We start from the raw sequence: 18990 nt of genomic DNA, 5'->3' as shown, positions 1-18990 counted from the left end.
GGGGCGGGGACGGCGGACGCCCACGGCGACGTACGCGTCCGGACGCCCGTGCGCAATGCGTCCGAAATCGTGTGGTGGGATGCTGATGTGCCCCCGGCCTGCCCCGCGGCCGGGGACGGACGGCCTGACCAGCGAGGATAGGTAGCTATGGATAAGCAGCAGGAGTTCGTGCTCCGTACCCTCGAGGAGCGCGACATCCGCTTCGTGCGGCTGTGGTTCACGGACGTGCTCGGCTATCTGAAGTCGGTCGCCGTCGCTCCGGCCGAGCTCGAGCAGGCCTTCGACGAGGGGATCGGCTTCGACGGGTCCGCGATCGAGGGATTCGCCCGGGTGTACGAATCCGACATGATCGCCAAGCCGGACCCGGGGACCTTCCAGATCCTGCCCTGGCGCGCCGAGGCCCCCGGCACCGCCCGGATGTTCTGCGACATCCTGATGCCGGACGGCTCGCCCTCGTACGCCGACCCGCGCTACGTCCTCAAGCGCATTCTGGCCAAGACCTCGGACCTCGGCTTCACCTTCTACACCCACCCCGAGATCGAGTTCTTCCTCCTCAAGGACAAGCCGGTGGACGGCACCCGCCCGGTGCCCGCCGACTCCTCCGGCTACTTCGACCACACCCCGACCGGCGTCGGCCTGGACTTCCGCCGCCAGGCGATCACCATGCTCGAATCCATGGGCATCTCGGTCGAGTTCAGCCACCACGAGGGCGCGCCCGGCCAGCAGGAGATCGACCTGCGCTACGCCGACGCGCTCTCCACCGCGGACAACGTCATGACCTTCCGGCTGATCATGAAGCAGGTCGCGCTGGAGCAGGGCGTGCAGGCCACCTTCATGCCGAAGCCGTTCTCCGAGTACCCCGGCTCCGGGATGCACACCCACCTCTCCCTCTTCGAGGGCGACCGCAACGCGTTCCACGAGTCGGGCGCCGAGTACCAGCTCTCCAAGGTCGGCAAGTCCTTCATCGCCGGACTGCTGCGGCACGCCGGCGAGATCTCCGCCGTCACCAACCAGTGGGTCAACTCCTACAAGCGCATCTGGGGCGGCTCGGGCCGCACCGCCGGCTCCGGCGGCGAGGCCCCCGCGTACATCTGCTGGGGCCACAACAACCGCTCCGCCCTCATCCGCGTCCCCATGTACAAGCCCGGCAAGACCGGCTCCACCCGCGTCGAGGTCCGCTCCATCGACTCCGGCGCCAACCCGTATCTGACCTACGCCGTCCTCCTCGCCGCCGGCCTCAAGGGCATCGAGGAGGGCTACGAACTCCCCCCCGGCGCCGACGACGACGTCTGGGCCCTCTCCGACGCCGAGCGCCGCGCGATGGGCATCGCCCCCCTCCCGCAGAACCTCGGCGAGGCCATCGAGCTGATGGAGCGCAGCGAACTGGTCGCCGAGACCCTCGGCGAGCACGTCTTCGACTTCTTCCTGCGTAACAAGAAGCAGGAGTGGGAGGAGTACCGCAGCGAGGTCACGGCCTTCGAACTGCGCAAGATGCTGCCGGTGCTGTGACCCTCCCGGCGGTGCCCGGCGGCTAGGCTGGCCGTCGGGAACTTGATCGAACATGGTCGGACCGGAGGCGGCGGGGCGATGGTGCCGGGGCGCAGGAGCAGCACCTTCAGCCGGCTGGTGCGGCACGGGTTCACCGATCCCGCGGCCGCCGGAAGGCTGTTGGAGGCGGACGGGCTGGCGGCGGTGCGGGACGATCCCGTCCTGCTCGACGGGCTCGGGGCCACCGCCGATCCCGATCTGGCGCTGCAGGGGCTGGTCCGGCTCGTCGAGGCGCTCGGCGACGCCGGGGCGCGGACGCTGCTGGACACCCTCGCCGCCGCCAAGCCGCTGCGCGACCGGCTGCTGGGGGTGCTCGGCGCCTCCGAGGCGCTCGGCGACCACCTCGCCCGCCACCCCGGCGACTGGCACGCGCTCGACGCCTTCGACACCGGCGACCTCCACCCGGACACCGCCGTCTTCGAACGGGCCCTGGCCGAGGGCGCCGCGGCCGGACGGGAGCAGGGCCTCGCCCCCTCCAACGCCCTGCGCGCCGCCTACCGCCGCTGTCTGCTCACCATCGCCGCCCGGGACGTCACCGGCACCGCCGACGTCGCCCAGACCGCCGCCGAGCTCGCCGACCTGGCGACGGCCACGCTGCGGGCGGCACTGGAGATCGCGGCGGACGAGCACCCGGACGACGCCGCCGCCTGCCGGCTCGCCGTGATCGGGATGGGCAAGTGCGGTGGCCACGAGCTCAATTACGTCTCGGACGTGGACGTCATCTTCGTCGCGGAGGCGCGGGGCACCGCCGCCGAGGGCCCCGCCCTCCAGGCCGCGACGAGACTCGCCTCCCGGATGATGCGGGTCTGCTCCGACGTCACCCCCGAGGGCACCATCTGGCCCGTCGACGCCAATCTCCGCCCCGAGGGCCGCAACGGGCCGCTGGTACGGACGTTGAGCAGCCACCTCGCCTACTACCAGCGCTGGGCCAAGACCTGGGAGTTCCAGGCCCTCCTCAAGGCCCGGCCGGTGGCCGGCGACCCGGGGCTCGGGCGGCGGTACGTCGACGCCGTCTCCCCGCTCGTGTGGCAGGCCGCCGAGCGCGACAACTTCGTCCCCGACGTCCAGCAGATGCGCCGCCGCGTCATCGCCTCCATCCCCGCCGACCGCGTCGACCGCGAACTCAAGCTCGGCCCCGGCGGCCTGCGCGACGTCGAGTTCGCCGTCCAGCTCCTCCAACTGGTGCACGGCCGCAGCGACGCGACGCTGCGCAGCGGCAGCACCCTGGAGGCGCTCGCCGCGCTCGCCGCCGGCGGCTACGTTGGGCGGGCCGACGCCGCCGCCCTCGACGCCGCCTACCGCTTCCTGCGCGCCATGGAGCACCGCATCCAGCTCCACCGGCTGCGCCGCACCCACCTCGTGCCCGAGGACGAGGCCGGACTGCGCCGCCTCGGCCGGTCGCTGGCCAAGCAGTTCAATTGGCCCAGCCGCACGGAGCCGGTCGCCGAACTCGACCGCGAATGGCGGCGGCACGCCCGCGAAGTGCGCCGGCTGCACGAAAAGCTCTTCTACCGGCCGCTGCTGGACGCCGTCGCACAACTCGAACCCGGCGAGATCCGGCTCAGCCCCAAGGCCGCCGGACAGCGCCTGGAAGCCCTCGGCTACGCGGACCCGGCCGCCGCACTGCGCCATCTGGAGGCCCTTGCCTCGGGAGTGACCCGGAAGGCGGCGATTCAGCGTACGCTGCTGCCCGTGCTGCTGGGCTGGTTCGCCGATTCCGCCGACCCCGACGCCGGACTGCTCAACTTCCACAAGGTCTCCGACGCGTTGGGCAAAACCCCCTGGTATCTGCGGCTGCTGCGCGACGAGGGCGCCGCCGCCGAGAACCTCGCCCGGGTCCTCTCCGCCGGCCGCCTCGCCCCCGACCTGCTGCTGCGCGCCCCCGAGGCCGTCGCCATCCTCGGCGCCCCCGAAGGGCTGCGCCCGCGCGACCGCGAGGCCCTGGAGCAGGAGACGCTCGCCGCCGTCGGCCGCGCCGAGGACGCGGAGGCCGCGATCGTCGCGGTGCGCGGGGTGCGGCGCCGCGAGCTGTTCCGCACCGCCGCCGCGGACATCATCGGCGCCTACGGGCGCGCCGGTTCGGGCGCCGAGGCGCACGTCAACGGCGAACACGGCACCGGCTCGCGCGGCTTCGCCGAGACCGCCGGCAGCGACCACGGCAGCCGCTGCGACATCGTCGGCAAGGCCGTCTCCGATCTCAACGCCGCGGCCGTCGCCGGCGCCCTGCGCGCCGCCGTGCGCGCGCAGTGGGGCGACACCCTGCCCACCCGCTTCGCCGTCATCGGCATGGGCCGCTTCGGCGGCCACGAACAGGGTTACGGATCCGACGCCGACGTCCTGTTCGTGCACGAGCCGCGCGAGGGCGTCGGCGAGGAGGAGGCCGCCAAGGCCGCCTTCGCCGTCGCCAACGAGATGCGCCGCCTCCTGCAACTGCCCACCGCCGACCCGCCGTTGCCCATCGACGCCGACCTGCGCCCGGAGGGCAGGTCCGGCCCGCTGGTGCGCACCCTCGGCTCCTACGCGGCGTACTACCGCCGTTGGTCGCTCGTCTGGGAGAGCCAGGCGCTGCTGCGCGCCGAGCCGGTGGCCGGCGACGAGGAACTGGGCCGCCGCTTCGTCGACCTCATCGACCCGCTGCGGTACCCGCCCGAGGGCCTCGGCGAGGACGCCGTCCGCGAGATCCGCCGCCTGAAGGCCCGCATGGAGACGGAACGCCTGCCGCGCGGCGCGGACCGCACGCTCCACACCAAGCTCGGGCGCGGCGGCCTGTCCGACGTGGAGTGGACGGTCCAGCTGCTGCAACTGCGGCACGGCTGGGCCGAGCCCGGCCTGCGCACGACGCGCACCCGCGAGGCGCTGGCCGCGGCGCGCACGGCGGGCCTGCTGCCGGCGGAGGAGGCGCGCATCCTGGACGAGGCGTGGGTGCTGGCGACGAGCGTGCGCAACGCGGTGATGCTGGTGCGGGGGAGGTCGGGGGATTCGTTCCCCGGCGACGCGCGGGAGTTGGCGGCGGTGGGGCGGTATCTGGGGTACGGGCCCGGTCATGTCGGGGACATGCTGGACGACTACCGGAGGGCTACGCGGAGGGCGCGGACGGTGGTGGAGGAGCGGTTCTATGGGGCGTAGGGGTTTTTCTCCCCGCCCCGCCCTTTCACCGTTTCCGCAGCAACGCGCTGCGCGCTCCCCCAGAGGGGGCACCCCCAGTCCTCAAGCGCCGGACGGGCTGAATAGCCCGTCCGGCGCTTGAGGACACCCGCGCGGAGCGCGGCGAGAAACGGTGAAAGGGCGGGGCGGGGAGAAAAACCCCTACCGGCCGACGGCCGGTACCTCCCTCGCCAGCCGGTACGGGAACGCGCCGTACCACACATACGACAGCGCAAACCCGAACCCCAGGCACAACACCCCCCCCACCGCATCCAGCCAGAAGTGGTTCGCCGTCGACACGATGACGACGAGCGTCGCGACGGGATACAGCGCCCCCAGCACCTTCACCCACCTCCGCCCCGCGATCACCGCGATGATGACGCCGCACCACACCGACCACCCGATGTGCATCGACGGCATCGCGGCGTACTGGTTGGAGACGTCGGCGAGGTTGCCGGACGCCATCGACCCCCACGTGTGGTGGACGACGACCGTGTCGACGAAGTCGCCGCCCGGCATCAACCGCGGCGGCGCGAGCGGGAACAGGTAGTAACCGAGCAGGGCCACACCCGTCGTGGCGAAGAGGGCGAGGCGGGCGGCGGCGTACCGCCCGGGGTGGCGGCGGTACAGCCACACCAGCACCCCGATCGTCAGGACGAAGTGGAGCGTGGCGTAGTAGTAGTTCATCCCCACGACGAGCCAGGTCACCGAATCGACGGCCCGGTTGACCGTGTCCTCGACGGCGATGTGCAGGGTCCGTTCCGCGCTCCAGATCCAGTCCGCGTTGCGCAGCGCCTGTTCCTTCTGCTCGGGAACGGCGTTGCGCACCAGGGAGTAGAGCCAGTAGCTGACCGCGATGAGCAGCACTTCGAACCAGAGCCGGGGCCTGCGGGGGGAGCGCCGTCCGCGCAGCGGAGGGCGGCGGTCCGACGGGCGACGGTCCGCGGGCGGCCTGTCCGCGCCTTCCCCGTTGGGCGGCGGGGCGGCCGTACGGCCTTCCAGGGTCCTTGCTGTCGCTTCACCCATAGGCCCACAGTGTGCCAGAGACCGGAGGAGCGCAGATCATCCCTGGGGTGGGTCTTGGCGGCTTTCGGCCTGGTTCGCCGCGACCGCCGCACCGGTGGAACCCCGCACCACCAGCTCCGGCAGGAAGACGAACTCGCTGTGCGGCGGCGGGGTCCCGCCGATCTCCTCCAGCAGCGCGCGCACCGCCGCCTGCCCCATGGGGCGCACGGGCTGGCGGACCGTGGTCAGCGGCGGATCCGTGAACGCTATGAGCGGGGAGTCGTCGAAGCCGACGACGGAGACGTCCCGGGGGACCTCCAGACCGGCCCTGCGGGCCGCCCGGATCGCTCCCAGGGCCATCATGTCGCTGGCGCACACCACGGCCGTACAGCCCCGTTCCAGGAGCGCGGCGGCCGCCGCCTCGCCACCCTCCAGGGTGAACAGGGAGTGCTCGATCAACTCCTGTGCGTCGTCCGCCCCCACGCCGAGCTGGTCCTTCATGGCCCGCAGGAAGCCCTCGATCTTCCGCTGGACGGGCACGTACCGCCGGGGGCCCAGGGCCAGGCCGATCCCGCGGTGGCCCAGCTCCGCCAAATGGGTGACGGCGAGGTGCATCGCGGCCCGGTCGTCGGGGGAGACGAAGGGGGCCCGCACCTTCGACGAGAAGCCGTTGACGAGCACGAACGGGACGCCCTGGGCGCGCAGCCGCTCGTAGCGCTGCATGTCGGCGGAGGTGTCCGCGTGCAGGCCGGAGACGAAGATGATGCCGGCGACGCCGCGCTCCACGAGCATCTCGGTGAGCTCGTCCTCGGTGGAGCCGCCGGGGGTCTGGGTGGCCAGGACGGGGGTGTAGCCCTGGCGGGTCAGCGCCTGCCCTATCACCTGGGCGAAGGCGGGGAATATGGGGTTCTCCAGCTCGGGGGTGATCAGGCCCACCAGGCCCGCGCTGCGCTGCCGCAGCCGCACCGGCCGTTCGTAGCCGAGCACATCGAGCGCGGCCAGCACCAACTGGCGGGTGGACGCGGCCACCCCCGGCTTCCCGTTGAGGACGCGGCTGACGGTTGCTTCGCTGACACCCGCCTGGGCTGCGATGTCGGCCAGCCGTGCGGTCACGGGAGGTGACTGTACCGGTCCCGTCATCGGAGTTCCCACCAGACGCAGGTCTCGGCGGGCAGCCGGACGGTGCCGCCGGTGAACTCCAGCGGGGCGGTGGCGAGTACCGGCCGCCCTGGAACAGGCAGTTCCACTTCCTCGCCGAGGGTGTTGAGGGTGCACACGAACCCCGGCCGGGAGAAGGCGAGCACGCCCTCCGGCACGTCCGTCCGCCAGGACATCGGGCCGTCGCCCAGCCCCGGCAGCCGCCGCCGCAGGGCGAGCGCGGAGCGGTAGAGCTCCAGCGTCGAGCGCGGGTCGCCGGACTGCGCCGCCACCGACAGCGCGCCCCACTCCGCGGGCTGCGGCAGCCAGCTGCCGGCCGGGCCGAAGCCGTACGGCGCCTCGGCGCCCTCCCACGGGATCGGCACCCGGCAGCCGTCCCGGGTGCCGTCCTGGCCGTCCCCCCGGAAGAACGCCGGGTCCTGGCGCACCGCGTCCGGCAGGTCCACGACCTCCGGCAGCCCCAGCTCCTCGCCCTGGTAGACGTAGGCCGAGCCCGGCAGCGCCAGCATCAGCAGCGCCGCCGCCCTGGCCCGGCGGCCGCCCCGCTCCCCGCCGCCGTAACGGGTGGTGTGCCGTACGACGTCGTGGTTGGACAGCACCCAGGTGGCCGGTGCGCCCACCGAGCCGGTGGACTCCAGCGACGCGTCGATGACCTCGCGCATCTCCGCCGCGTCCCAGGGGCACGTCAGGAAGTGGAAGTTGAACGCCTGGTGCAGCTCGTCCGGGCGCACGTACAGGGCGAGCCGCTCGGCGGTCGGCGCCCACGCCTCGGCCACGCCGATCCGCTCGCCGTCGTAGGAGTCCAGCAGCCGCCGCCACGAGCGGTGGATCGCGTGCACGCCGTCCTGGTCGAAGAACGGCAGCACCTGGGCGCCGATGAGTTTGGCCTGTTCCTTTCGCCCGATGTCGGGCAGCCCGGGGGCCTTGACCATGCCGTGCGCGACATCGACGCGGAAGCCGTCCACGCCGAGGTCCAGCCAGAACCGGAGAATGGACGCGAACTCGGCGGCGACCTCGGGGTTCTCCCAGTTCAGGTCCGGCTGCTCCGGGGCGAAGAGGTGGAGGTACCACTCGCCGTCGCCGCCGTCCGTCCTCGTCCAGGCCGGTCCGCCGAAGACCGACTCCCAGTCGTTGGGCGGCAGTTCGCCGTGCGCCCCGCGGCCGGGGCGGAAGTGGTAGCGGGCGCGGGCCGCGCCGCCGGGGCGGTCGCCGAGCGCCTCGCGGAACCAGGCGTGCCGGTCGGACGTGTGGTTCGGCACGATGTCGACGATGACCCGCAGACCGAGGCGGTGCGCCTCCCGGACGAGGTCGTCGGCGTCCTGGAGATCGCCGAACAGCGGGTCGACGGCGCGGTAGTCGGCGACGTCGTATCCGCCGTCCGCCTGCGGCGAGGCGTAGAACGGCGTGAGCCAGACGGCGTCGACGCCCAGCTCCGCGAGGTACGGCAGACGTTCGCGGGCGCCGCGGAGGTCGCCGATGCCGTCGCCGTCGCTGTCGGCGAAGGAGCGGACGTAGATCTGGTAGATGACGGCGTGGCGCCACCAACTGTCCTGGCCGGACGGGGTGGAGGGGGCTGCCTGTGTGGTGACGGGGGTGGTGTTCTGGGTCATGGGGGTCCTTGGTGTAGGTGGTTGGGTGGGTGCGGGTGGTTGGTGGGGAGTTGTGCCCCTGGCCCGCCCTTTCACCGTTTCTTGCGCGCTCCGCGCGGGTGTCCTCAAACGCCGGACGGGCTGATTTTTCAGCCCGTCCGGCGTTTGAGGACGAACGCGGCGCAGCCGCGTTGTGGGGCCGAGGGGCGGAGCCCCGGGATGGGGGCACCCCCTCTGGGGGAGGTGAAAGGGCGGGGCGGGGGCGAAAACCCCGCGCGGAGCGCGGCCGCGCCAGGGCTACCCCTTCGTCCCCCCGGCCGTCAGGCCGGATATCAGATGGCGCTGCGCCAGGAAGAACACCACCCCGGCCGGGACGGTGATGAGGACGGCCGCAGCCGTCATCAATCCCCACTCCGCCTTCTGCTGCCCCACAAACGTCTGCAACCCGACCGCCAACGTGTAGTGCTCCTCACTGCTCATGAACTGACTGGCGAACGCCACTTCGCCCCACGCCGTGATGAACGAGTAGAACCCCGTCACCGCCAGCCCCGGCCGCGCCAGCGGCAGCACCAGCCGCCAGAACGTCCCGAACGGCGTCAGCCCGTCCACCCGCCCGGCCTCGTCGATCTCCGCCGGTATCGTGTCGAAGTACCCCTTGAGCATCCACGCGCAGAACGGCACGGACACCGAGCAGTACGTGAGGATCAGCCCCGCGTACGAGTCCAGCAGGCCCAACTGCCCGAGGATCGTGTACAGCGGCACGATCAGCACCGCCATCGGGAACATCTGCGCGACCAGGAAGGTCCACATCAGCGGCCGGTGGCCGGGGAAGCGCAGGCGCGAGACGGCGTACCCCGCGCTGGCCGCGACGAGGACGCCCAGCAGGGTCGCCCCCAGCGCGACGACGAGCGAATTGCCGAACCACGTCAGGAACGCGGTATCGCCCAGGATGTAGCGGTAGTTGGAGAGGCCGAGGCCCCCGATCCGCGTCGGCTCCTGCCAGCCGTCCCGCCCGTGCAGCGAGACGAGGACGACGAAGAGGACGGGGAACAACGACACCAGGGACGCCACGACGAGAGTGGCGTGCAGCGCCGCAGATGCCCCCCGCGAACGGACGCCCCGCGTACGGGCCTTCACCGCGCCGCCACCTCCTGCCGCGCCAGCGTCCGCCGGTAGAAGGTCGCGAACACCAGCAGCAGCGACAGGATCAGGATCCCGTACGTCGCCGAGCCCGCGTAGTCGCGGATGCCCTGGAAGGCCAGCCGGTAGGCGTACGTCACCAGGATCTCGCTCTCCGAGCTCGCGCCCTGCCCGATCAACAGGTAGATGACCTGGAACATGTTGAACGTCCAGATGGTGCCCAGCAGGACCACCGTCCCGCTCACGGCCCGCAGGCCCGGCAGCGTCACGTGCCGGAACCGCTGCCAGGGCGAGGCGCCGTCCATCTCGGCGGCCTCGTGCAGCTCCGCCGGGATGGCCTGGAGCCCGCCGAGGAGGGCCACCATCATGAACGGCACGCCCATCCACACGTTGACGGCGACGGCCGCCGCCTTCTGGAGGGTGCTGTCGCCGAGCCAGTCCACGGCGCCCACGCCCAGCCGGTCGAGGACCGCGTTGAGCACCCCGTACTTCTCGTTGAACATCAGCCGCCACGAGAACGTGGCGACGAACGCGGGCACCGCCCACGGCAGGACCAGCAGCACGCGGTAGAGCCCGCGCAGCCGCATCGGCCGGTTGAGCAGCAGCGCCAGCCCCAGGCCGAGTGCGTAGTGCAGGACGACGCACGACGCCGTCCACACCACCGTCCAGCCCAGCCGGCCGTAGAAGTTGCCCTCCTGTCCCGACAGCACCCGCCAGTAGTTGTCGAGTCCCACGAACCCGTACGTCGAGGGAATGTGGTTGACGCCGATCGTCCGGGCCGTGTTGGCCTCGTTCGCGTCGGTGAACGACAGGTAGATGCCCTTGCCCAGCGGGTAGCCGACGAGGACGCCCAGGACGACGACCACGGGCAACACCATCGCCCACGCGTACCAGTGGGTGGTGAGGGAGCGCCGGAGCCTCGTCATGACGCTCATGACGCGACCGCGTAGTCCTTGAGGAGCGCGGACTTCCACTCCTTCGCGGTGGCGTCCAGCCCCGCCTGCGGCTCCTCCTTCAGCGTCAGGATCCTCGTGTAGTGCTGGAGCCAGACCGTGAACAGGTCGCCGCCCTGCGGGATCGGCGGGCGCGGATGGGCGGTGGCCAGCGCGTCGTGGAAGGACTTGCGCACCGGATCGGCCAGAACCTCCTTCGTATAGGCGGACGTTCGCGTCGGCAGCAGCCCGACCGCCGTGGACACCTCCTGCTGCCGCTCGGTGTCCGTCATGAACCGGGTGAAGAGGTACGAGGCGTCGAAGTTCTTCGAGCCCGCGTAGACGACGAGGTCGTGGCCGCCCACCGGGGCCCCCGCGACCCCGGTGGAACCGGCCGGGACCGGGGCGATGCCCAGGTTCTCCCGCTGCTTGAACGCGTCCCCGCCGAACAGCTCCTTGGTCGCCCAGGGGCCGTCGAGCAGCATCGCGAGCTTCCCGCTCTTGAAGTCGGTCTTCAGCGCGTTGTAGCCGTCCGTGCCGGCCGGCTTCGGTGCCGCGCCGGACCTGACCAGGTCGACGGCGGTCTCGATCCCCTTGCGCGAGGCGTCGTCGGCAATGGTGATCCGCTTCCCCGGCACGTCGAGCATGTCGCTCTTCTCGCCGTAGAGGAAGGGGAGGGAGTAGTAGCTGTCCGGGCTCAGCCCGACGCCGCCCGCCCCGGTCCTCTCCTTGATCTTCCGCGCCGCATCCTTCACTTCCCCCCAGTTCGCCGGCGGCCTGCCGACCCCGGCCTTCCGCAGGAGCTCCTTGTTGTAGAGCAGCCCGAGCGTGTCCGTCACCTGCGGAACCCCGTATGTCTTCCCCTCGTACGCGGCGCTCTTGAGCGGCCCCTGGAGGAAGTCCTCCGGCCGGTCGAGGGCCGGTGTCCCGGTGAGGTCCTTGAGGTACCCGAGCTGGGCGAAGCCGGGGGTCCAGCCGACGTCCGCCCGCAGCACGTCGGGTGCGCCCCGGCCGGCGGCCGCGGCGGTCTTGAACTTCTGCTGCGCCTGGTCGAAGGGGACGTTGACGTAATCGACCTTGATCTTCGGGTACTTGGCCTCGAACTCCTTCACCAGCTTCCGGAAGGCCGGGGCCTCGTTGGTGGCGTCGGAGGTGTCCCACCAGGTGACGGTGCCGCTGACACTGCCCGGGTCCTTGGCGGCCTTCTCGCCGCTGCCGCCGTCGCTTCCGCCGCCGTTGCCGCAGGCGGTCGCGGTGAGCGCCAGCACGCCGAGGGCGGCGGCGATCGATATGCCTCTTCGCGATGTGCCTCTTCGCACAGGGATCTCCTCGTCACGAGGGCCGGTCCGGGAGGCGGGGCGGCCCTGGGCTGAGGAGGAAGTTAACAGGCTGCAATCTCTTGCGAAAGAGGTTGCAAGGAATTGCCGGTGCCTCAGGGTGAGCCGAAGTCCCCGGTGCGCCCGGGGGCTTCGGGGAGTCGGCAAGCGATGTGAGAGGCGCGCCCCGACCGGGGTTGACCGTCACAGCAGCGGCACGTACGGTCTCGGGCACTGCGCCGGTGCCCGATGTCCGCAAGGGCCGTGTGGGGGTGGTGACGTGTCCGGAGCCGCACGCCGTGCGCTGTCGGCGGTTCTGTTGCTGCTGGTGGGTTGCCTTCTGTGGTCGTCCCCACGGGCGACGGCCGCTCCACCGGGTCAACGGGACGTCACCGCCGTGCTGTTCCAGTGGCGCTACGACTCCGTGGCCCGGGAGTGCGCCACCGCCCTCGGCCCCGCCGGCTACGGCTACGTCCAGGTCTCGCCGCCCCAGGAGCACATCGCGGGCCCGCAGTGGTGGACCTCCTACCAGCCCGTCGGCTACCGGATCGCCGGACGGCTCGGCAACCGCGCGGCCTTCGCCCGGATGACCTCCGCCTGCCACCGGGCGGGGGTCAAGGTCGTCGTGGACGCCGTGATCAACCACATGACTGCCGGGTCGGGCACCGGCACCGGCGGCTCGGCGTACGCCAAGTACGACTACCCGGGCACCTACCGCGATGCCGACTTCCATCGCTGCCGCCGTCCGATCGCGGACTACCGCAACCGCGACGACGTCCAGAACTGCGAACTCCTCGGCCTGGCCGACCTGGACACCGGCAGCCCCTACGTTCGTGAGCGGCTGGCCCGCTACCTCGACGACCTGCTCGCCCTGGGGGCCGACGGCTTCCGCATCGACGGCGCGAAGCACATTGCGAGCGCCGACCTCGCGGCGGTCAAGGCGCGGACCACCCGCCCCAGGTCCTACTGGAAGCAGGAGGTCATCTTCGGCGCGGACGAGGCGGTCCGCCCCGAGGAGTACCTGGACACCGGCGACGTCCAGGAATTCCGCTACGCCCGCGATCTGCGGCGCGCCCTGGAGCCCGGACACCTCCCGGAACTGCGGGACTTCGGCGAGGGGCGGGGCTACCTGCCCGGCCGCCGGGCCTCCGTCTTCGTCGACAACTGGGACACCGAGCGGGACGGCAGCACCCTCAGCCGCAGGTCCGGTGCCGCCTACACGCTGGCCAACGTCTTCCTGCTCGCCTGGCCGTACGGCTCACCGGATGTCCACTCCGGCTACGACTTCGACGACCGTGATGCGGGACCGCCCGACGGCGGGACGGTACGGGCCTGTTGGCAGGACGGCTGGACCTGCCAGCACCGGTGGCCCGAGATCGCCCGCATGGTCGCCTTCCGGAACGCCGTACGCGACGCGCCCGTCACCCATTGGTGGGACGACGGCCACGACGCCGTGGCCTTCGGCCGCGGCGACCGGGGCCACGTCGTCCTCAATCATGGACGGACCCCCCTGGTCAGGGAGTTCACCACCTCACTGCCGGCCGGCGACCATTGCGACGTACAGGGTGGACGGTGGGTGCGCGTCGGCCCCGACGGCCGGTTCACGGCGACCGTCGCCCCGGACACGGCGCTGGCCCTGCTCGCCGCAGGGTCGGTCACAGGGGCGGTCACAGGGTCACGAGCGTGCTCACCGCGCTGACCGCGCCCACGAAGGGGCCGTCCTCCGGCTCGTTCTCCAGAATGCGCCGCAGCACGGCGGCCATGCCGGCGTCATGCGCCGCGCTCGCCGCCGTCAGTCCCACGAAGGCGTGCACGAGCTGCGACTCCAGCTCCGCACGCGGAATGCCGGGCCCTTGGCCCTCCTGCCACAGCCGGGCCGTCGTCTCCGTCAGGGAGACCCATGACCGCAGGGCTACTTCCAGACGGGGACCGGGCTCTCCGACGGCCAACTGGTCGAGCAGGTGCGCGTAGGCGGCCTCGCGTACCCGGCCGGTCAGGTCGGTGCTCTCGCGCAGCAGGACGGCGTATCCCGCGCCCGGCTCTTCCGCGACGTCGAAGAAGCGCCTGACGACGCCCAACAGCCGCTCCCCGGGCGGGCCTTGGCGGGGCTCCGCGAACAGTCCCGCCAAGTCCTCGGCGGCGCGGTGCAGTACGGCCTCGTAGAGGCTCTGCTTGCCCGCGAAGTAGTGGTAGACGAGCGGACGGGAGATCCCGGCGGCGGCCGCGATGTCGTCGAGCGAGACATGCTCGGGCGGGCGCCGGCTGAACAGGTCGAGGGCCACGGCGATGAGTTGCTCGCGTCGCCGCGCCACGTCCATGCGGCGGCGGCTACGGGTCGCGGTGGTCATGCGGGCATCCTAAGCGGTCGCCCGTGGGCGGGCGAAAGCTCACCGCAGCGGCTCGCCGCGGAAGGGTCACCGCAGCGGCGCCACCTTCCCCCCGTCCCGCAGCCGTCCGCTCAACTCCGCCCGGGCGTCCGCCGACGCGGGCCAGAAGGCCGTCGGGCCGGGCTCGGTGCCGTGGACGCCGCCGGTGGCCGCGAGCGACGTCACGTCCTCGCTGCCCGCCGCCAGCGCGTACCAGGTCCCGCCCGGGGAGCGCCACAGGCCGCCCGCCAGGGCGTGCGGGGAACGGGGGCCGCAGGCGGGGGAGTCGCCGGCGCGGCCGACGACCGCGGCCCGGTCCGCGGGGCGGGCGCCGGGGGCCTGGAACTGGGCGACGGCGCGGCTGCCGGTGCCGCGCCAGGTCTCGGCGCGGGTGCAGTACCAGTCGGCCGCCCCGGCCCCGCCCGGGAGTTGCTGGTGGGCGAAGTGCCAGAGGTGGACGGAGCGCACGCCCTGGGAGCGCAGGGGCTGGAGCTGGCAGGCGGTGTGGGACCAGGGGGCGGGGGAGGCGGCGGTGGCGCCCGGGGCGCCGGTGGTCAGCCGGGCCGGGACCAGCTCGCCCAGGTCCGTCACCAGGCGCGGCCCCAGCTGCAGGGCGGGCCAGGCGCGGCAGTCGCCCGTCGCCGCGGGCCCGGCCACGGGGTCGGTCAGCCCGTCGGCGTTCCGGTGCAGCGGGCGCGCGGCCTGCCCCGGTGCGAGCAGGTCGCGGGCGGCGGCCGAGGTCACCCAAGGGGCGGTCAGATAGCGGACGTTGCCGTCGGTGCGGCCGACGACGACGGCGGCGGCCGTGTCGGTGTCGGCCGCGTCGGCCCGGGCGAAGTCCAGCGCGGCCGCCCCCGTGCCGTCGCCGGACCGCGCCTCGGCGTAGCGGACGACGCGCAGGCCGTCGTAGAGGAGGACGACCGCGGCGGAGTCGACGTCGCCCGCGTAGAGGAGCTGGGCGGGACCGGCGGCGGGGCCGGAGGGGGTGCCGGGGGTGGCGGTCACCTGCACCCCGTCGCCCGGGCGGGCCCAGACGGCCAGGGCCCGGCGGAGCAGCGCCTCGTCGTCGGTCCGGGAGCCGCGTGCGGGCCAGGACGCGAAGCCGGGGCGGTCGGCGCTCCTCCAGACGCCGGGCTCGGCGCGGGTCAACAGGCCCGGGTCCAGGGCCTGTTCGGCCGCGGCGTTGCGCGCGTAGGGCGGGGCGGCGGCCCCGTCCGGGTTCCCGCCGGTGAACGACAGCAGCAGCGCCCCGCACACGGCGGCCGCGGCGACGCCGATCGCGGCCGCGCGCAGATGGCGGCGGCGGTGCATCAGGTCCGTGGGCCGGGCCTGGAGCGAACAGGGGTCGAACTCCACGGACTTGAGCAGGGTGCCCTCCCGGGAGCCGGGCGGGACGCGGAGCGCCGTCGCCTCGGCGACGGCCGCGCCCGGGTCCTCGACCCCGGCGGCCTCCAGGAGCGCCCGCACCTCCCGGTCGGCGCCCAGCTCCAGGGCGCGCAGCACGAAGGCGGCCCGGGCGGGGGCGGAGAGCCGGCCGAGGGCCTGGTCCAGGGCGAGTTCGTCGGCGCCGCCGGAGCGGGGGAACAGCCGCAGGCCCCACACCTGCGGCAGGAGCGGCGGCAGTTGGCCCGCCCGCGGCAGGGCGAAGCGGCCGCGCGGCCGGGCCGCGTCGAGGGCGGCGCGCAGCACGCGGAGACGGACGTAGGCGTAGCCGGGGTCGCCGGCCGGGGCGGGCTCCCCGGCCTCCGGCCGGGTGCGCGGCAGGGCGCGCTGGACGAGGGCGTGCGCGGCCAGGACGCGGCGGTGGCGGCCGAGGGCCGGGGGGAGCACCAGGTAGCCGAGGCGGACGAGGCGGGGGTAGTGCTCGATGAGCGCGGCCTCGGCCCGGTCGATGTCGAGGGCGGGGCCGACGGCGGCATCGAGGGCGGCGCGCGGACGGGGGGCTGTTGCTTGCTGCTCCACGTCCGTAGAACGAGTGAATGGTGCGATGGTCACCTCCGCTCGGATCCGCTCGGAGGGGCGCCGGAGGAGCGTCGCCGGGCCCTGTCGCCGGCCCCTGTCGCCAGGCCCTTCGCTACGCCACGTACCCTTCGCTACGCCACGTAACGGTCCCTGATCCGGTTCACCGCGGCATCCGGCACGCCCAGTCCCACGCGGACGTACCCCTCCACGGACCCGTGCGTCCGCCGGAGCTCCTCCAGGGCGGCCGCCAGATAGGCCGGGCGCACGCCGAAGAGGGCTTCGGGGAGGGCGGGGTCGCCGCCGGCGGCGGTGAAGCGGTCGACGACCGGGGCGAAGGCGGCCCGTACGGCGGGGGCCACCGCGAGGTACTCCGCCTCGGCGGTCGCCTCGTCCGCGCCGAGCAGCAGCAACAGGACGGTGGCGGCCCAGCCGGTGCGGTCCTTGCCGGCGGTGCAGTGGAAGAGCAGGGGGCCGCAGTCGGGCTCGGCCAGGGTGGTCAGCAGCCGTCCGTAGGCGCGGCAGGCGGCGTCGGAGGTGACGAACGCCCGGTAGGAGTCGGCCATCAGCTTCTCCGCCTTGCCGCCGCCGAGGCGCTGCTCGGCCACGGCCGGGCTGCCGAGGATGGAGTCGAGGCTCGCGGGTACGGGCTCGCCGCCCGGCGCCGCGCCGTCGGCCATCACGTCCGCGACGATCAGCCGGGCCCCCTTCGGCAGCCGGTCCGGGCGCTCGCGGCGCTCGTGCTCGCCGCGCAGGTCCACCACCGTGCGGATGCCGAGCGCGGCGACGGCCGGGTCCGCCGCGGGGTCGTGCCGGTCGAGGGGGCCGGAGCGCAGCAGCAGCCCCGGACGCACGGCGGAGTTGCCGGCCAGCGCGACGCCGCCGAGGTCGCGGAGATTGATGATGGTCGAGGCGTCGAACTGCGGCATGCGCGCTTCTCCCTGGCCCTGGGCGTTCTCTCGGGTTTTTCCGCTTTCCACTTTTATTGTGGAGAACGGTAGCCGAGGCCGCGATGTCACCGGAGGGCGAGGGTCCGTTCACGGCCCGCGCCCAGGCCCAGGCCGAGGAGCAGGGCCGTCAGGTGCCCCGCGTCGGTGAAGTCGGGCCGGCGGGTCGCCAACGGGCGGACGGCCAGCGCCAGCAGCGCCGAACAGGCCACCGTCCGCCATCGGCCGGCCGGCAGGGAGGCGGCGAGGAACCCCAGGACGGCGTTGCGGCCGTAACTGGTGCCGACGTCGGTCGCGGACCGGGTCCGCTGCCCGGCCCGCACGGCGCGCAGACCTCCGTAGACGAGGAGCGAGGCGCCCACGTGCCCCCAGGCGAAGGCGCCCGCCGCCCACCACGCGCCGTAGGCGTACTCCGTGTACCCGAGGACGGCGAGCAGCAGCAGCGCGTACCCCAGGTCCATCGGCGCCTCGACGACCAGGGCGCTGGTGACGAGGGTGTCCCAGCGCCCGGCGGACAGGTTGTCCACGTTGGTCGAGCAGCGGCGCAGGAGCCGGGCGCGGCGGGCGGGGTTCAGCAGCCGCCGTGCCGCGAGGGCGCCGAGCTGGACGGTGCCGACGTAGGCCGGGGCGAGGCGGACCGGGAGCGCGGTGATCGTCATCCGCCCATCATCGGACGCCCGTTGGGGCCGCGCCAGCCCCTTTTGTGCGTGGTGTCAGCCGCGGTCGAGGTAGGCGAGCACGGCCAGGACCCGGCGGTTGTCGTCGTCGGAGGGCGCGAGGCCCAGCTTGGCGAAGATGTTGGAGGTGTGCTTGGCGACGGCCCGTTCGGTGACGACGAGCCGGTCCGCGATGGCCGCGTTGGAACGCCCCTCCGCCATCAGCTCGATGACCTCCCGCTCCCGCGGGGTGAGCCGGGCCATCGGCGCGTCCTGCGAGCGCCGGGACAGCAACTGCGAGATGACCTGCGGGTCCATCGCCGTACCGCCGCCCGCCACCCGCCGGACGGCGTCGACGAACTGCTCGGCGTCGAAGACCCGGTCCTTGAGCAGATAGCCGACGCCGCCGCTGCCGTCGGCCAGCAGCTCCTGCGCGTAGAGCTGCTCCACATGCTGGGAGAGCACCAGCACGGGCAGCCCCGGCGTGGCCCGCCGCGCCGCCAGGGCGCACTGCAGGCCCTCGTCGGTGAAGGACGGCGGCAGCCGGACGTCCACCACCGCGACGTCGGGCTTCAGCTCGGCCAGCGCCCGGCTCAGCTCGGGACCGCTCTCCACGGCCGCGACGACCTCGAAGCCATAGGCCTCCAGCAGCCGGACCAGCCCGTCGCGCAGCAGGAACAGGTCTTCGGCGAGCACGACACGCAACTTGAGGACTCCAGGGTGAGGAAGGCCGCGCCCCCCACGGGCCCGGTGTCCCCATTGTCCCTGTGCCGTCGGGGCCGCGCCGCCTCAGGTCATGGTGAAGTCCGCGAAGTCGAAGCCCGGGGCCACCACGCAGCTCACCAACACCGGCTCGCCGTCCAGGGGTTCGGCGTCCTGCCAGGCGCCGCCGGGGACCAGCAGCTGAGGCCGGTCGCCGTCCTCGACGCCCGGGCCGAGGACGACCTCCCGGGCCCCCGCCCCGTCGGGCGCGTTGCCGCTGCCGCCCAGGCGCAGCCGCAGCCGGCCGCCGCGGTGCCACAGCCACAGCTCGTCGGAGCGCACCCGGTGCCAGCGGGAGCGCTCACCGGGATGCAGCAGGAAGTGGATGCCGGTCGCGAACGCCCGCGGCCCCGGATAGCCGTCCGGGGTCGCGCTGCGGGACGTCCGCCACGTCTCGCGGTACCACCCGCCCTCGGGGTGCGGTTCCAGCCCGAGGAGGGGGACCAGAGGGGAAATGTCGGCCATGCG

At 73.3% G+C, this 18990-nt stretch carries 15 protein-coding genes; 3 read left to right on the top strand and 12 right to left on the bottom strand.

The window, feature by feature from the left end; genetic code table 11:
• The first annotated feature begins 147 nt into the window (after positions 1 to 147).
• On the top strand, positions 148 to 1509 hold the full coding sequence (gene glnA / locus AB8735_RS11820) for a type I glutamate--ammonia ligase (protein WP_344031606.1): 1362 nt from the start codon (positions 148 to 150) through the stop codon (positions 1507 to 1509).
• 78 nt (positions 1510 to 1587) lie between these two features.
• On the top strand, positions 1588 to 4674 hold the full coding sequence (locus tag AB8735_RS11815) for a bifunctional [glutamine synthetase] adenylyltransferase/[glutamine synthetase]-adenylyl-L-tyrosine phosphorylase (RefSeq protein ID WP_372411826.1): 3087 nt from the start codon (positions 1588 to 1590) through the stop codon (positions 4672 to 4674).
• A gap of 180 nt (positions 4675 to 4854) precedes the next feature.
• On the opposite strand, the gene AB8735_RS11810 is transcribed toward AB8735_RS11815, so the two are convergent.
• The 6 genes from AB8735_RS11810 to AB8735_RS11785 all read right to left on the bottom strand — a co-directional run bounded on the left by AB8735_RS11810 (position 4855) and on the right by AB8735_RS11785 (position 11835).
• Positions 4855 to 5718, bottom strand: coding sequence for a phosphatase PAP2 family protein (locus tag AB8735_RS11810; RefSeq protein WP_344031944.1), 864 nt, complete (start codon positions 5716 to 5718; stop codon positions 4855 to 4857).
• 36 nt (positions 5719 to 5754) lie between these two features.
• Positions 5755 to 6810 (bottom strand): LacI family DNA-binding transcriptional regulator, encoded by a 1056-nt coding sequence (locus AB8735_RS11805; protein WP_372407062.1) that lies wholly within the window; start codon positions 6808 to 6810, stop codon positions 5755 to 5757.
• Between the two features lie 23 nt (positions 6811 to 6833).
• On the bottom strand, positions 6834 to 8465 hold the full coding sequence (locus tag AB8735_RS11800; RefSeq protein WP_372407060.1) for a glycoside hydrolase family 13 protein: 1632 nt from the start codon (positions 8463 to 8465) through the stop codon (positions 6834 to 6836).
• Between the two features lie 276 nt (positions 8466 to 8741).
• Positions 8742 to 9581 (bottom strand): sugar ABC transporter permease, encoded by an 840-nt coding sequence (locus AB8735_RS11795; RefSeq protein WP_372407059.1) that lies wholly within the window; start codon positions 9579 to 9581, stop codon positions 8742 to 8744.
• Positions 9578 to 10519: a carbohydrate ABC transporter permease gene (locus AB8735_RS11790; RefSeq protein ID WP_372407058.1), complete on the bottom strand. Its 942-nt coding sequence runs from the start codon at positions 10517 to 10519 to the stop codon at positions 9578 to 9580. The genes AB8735_RS11795 and AB8735_RS11790 overlap by 4 nt, the downstream gene beginning before the upstream one ends.
• The gene (locus tag AB8735_RS11785) at positions 10516 to 11835 is read right to left on the bottom strand and encodes an extracellular solute-binding protein (protein ID WP_372407057.1); all 1320 of its coding nucleotides are present in this window, start codon (positions 11833 to 11835) and stop codon (positions 10516 to 10518) included. The genes AB8735_RS11790 and AB8735_RS11785 overlap by 4 nt, the downstream gene beginning before the upstream one ends.
• 277 nt (positions 11836 to 12112) lie before the next feature.
• Between AB8735_RS11785 and AB8735_RS11780 the strand changes: the two genes are divergently transcribed.
• The gene (locus tag AB8735_RS11780) at positions 12113 to 13531 is read left to right on the top strand and encodes an alpha-amylase family protein (protein ID WP_372407056.1); all 1419 of its coding nucleotides are present in this window, start codon (positions 12113 to 12115) and stop codon (positions 13529 to 13531) included.
• Here AB8735_RS11780 and AB8735_RS11775 read toward each other — a convergent pair.
• From AB8735_RS11775 to AB8735_RS11750, 6 genes are all read right to left on the bottom strand, one after another.
• Positions 13500 to 14180 carry a TetR/AcrR family transcriptional regulator gene (locus tag AB8735_RS11775; RefSeq protein WP_372407055.1) on the bottom strand — a complete coding sequence of 227 codons (681 nt, stop codon included), beginning with the start codon at positions 14178 to 14180 and terminating at the stop codon, positions 13500 to 13502. The genes AB8735_RS11780 and AB8735_RS11775 overlap by 32 nt on opposite strands.
• Positions 14181 to 14246: 66 nt before the next feature.
• The gene (locus tag AB8735_RS11770; protein WP_372407054.1) at positions 14247 to 16160 is read right to left on the bottom strand and encodes a hypothetical protein; all 1914 of its coding nucleotides are present in this window, start codon (positions 16158 to 16160) and stop codon (positions 14247 to 14249) included.
• Positions 16161 to 16291: 131 nt separating this feature from the next.
• Entirely contained in the window at positions 16292 to 17086 is a 795-nt protein-coding gene (locus tag AB8735_RS11765; RefSeq protein ID WP_372407053.1) for a tyrosine-protein phosphatase, read from the bottom strand.
• Positions 17087 to 17172: 86 nt separating this feature from the next.
• Positions 17173 to 17763 carry a rhomboid-like protein gene (locus AB8735_RS11760; RefSeq protein WP_344031959.1) on the bottom strand — a complete coding sequence of 197 codons (591 nt, stop codon included), beginning with the start codon at positions 17761 to 17763 and terminating at the stop codon, positions 17173 to 17175.
• 54 nt (positions 17764 to 17817) lie between these two features.
• Positions 17818 to 18465, bottom strand: a complete 648-nt coding sequence (locus AB8735_RS11755; protein ID WP_344031960.1) for a response regulator transcription factor — start codon at positions 18463 to 18465, stop codon at positions 17818 to 17820.
• An 84-nt stretch (positions 18466 to 18549) separates the two neighbouring features.
• Complete coding sequence (locus AB8735_RS11750; RefSeq protein WP_372407052.1) at positions 18550 to 18987, bottom strand: cupin domain-containing protein; 438 nt, start codon at positions 18985 to 18987, stop codon at positions 18550 to 18552.
• Between the last annotated feature and the right edge of the window lie 3 nt (positions 18988 to 18990).

It is taken from the genome of Streptomyces luteireticuli, from assembly GCF_041519305.1.
Taxonomy (GTDB): Bacteria; Actinomycetota; Actinomycetes; order Streptomycetales; family Streptomycetaceae; genus Streptomyces; species Streptomyces luteireticuli.
Note: the sequence above shows the minus strand (reverse complement) of the source record. Positions and strands in the feature narration are given on the sequence as shown.

Excerpts from the sequence above, each read along its gene's own strand:
- glnA (WP_344031606.1), top strand. The coding sequence starts at position 148 with ATGGATAAGCAGCAGGAGTTCGTGCTCCGTACCCTCGAGGAGCGCGAC.
- AB8735_RS11815 (WP_372411826.1), top strand. The coding sequence starts at position 1,588 with ATGGTGCCGGGGCGCAGGAGCAGCACCTTCAGCCGGCTGGTGCGGCAC.
- AB8735_RS11810 (WP_344031944.1), bottom strand. The coding sequence starts at position 5,718 with ATGGGTGAAGCGACAGCAAGGACCCTGGAAGGCCGTACGGCCGCCCCG.
- AB8735_RS11800 (WP_372407060.1), bottom strand. The coding sequence starts at position 8,465 with ATGACCCAGAACACCACCCCCGTCACCACACAGGCAGCCCCCTCCACC.
- AB8735_RS11790 (WP_372407058.1), bottom strand. The coding sequence starts at position 10,519 with ATGAGCGTCATGACGAGGCTCCGGCGCTCCCTCACCACCCACTGGTAC.
- AB8735_RS11775 (WP_372407055.1), bottom strand. The coding sequence starts at position 14,180 with ATGACCACCGCGACCCGTAGCCGCCGCCGCATGGACGTGGCGCGGCGA.
- AB8735_RS11765 (WP_372407053.1), bottom strand. The coding sequence starts at position 17,086 with ATGCCGCAGTTCGACGCCTCGACCATCATCAATCTCCGCGACCTCGGC.
- AB8735_RS11760 (WP_344031959.1), bottom strand. The coding sequence starts at position 17,763 with ATGACGATCACCGCGCTCCCGGTCCGCCTCGCCCCGGCCTACGTCGGC.
- AB8735_RS11750 (WP_372407052.1), bottom strand. The coding sequence starts at position 18,987 with ATGGCCGACATTTCCCCTCTGGTCCCCCTCCTCGGGCTGGAACCGCAC.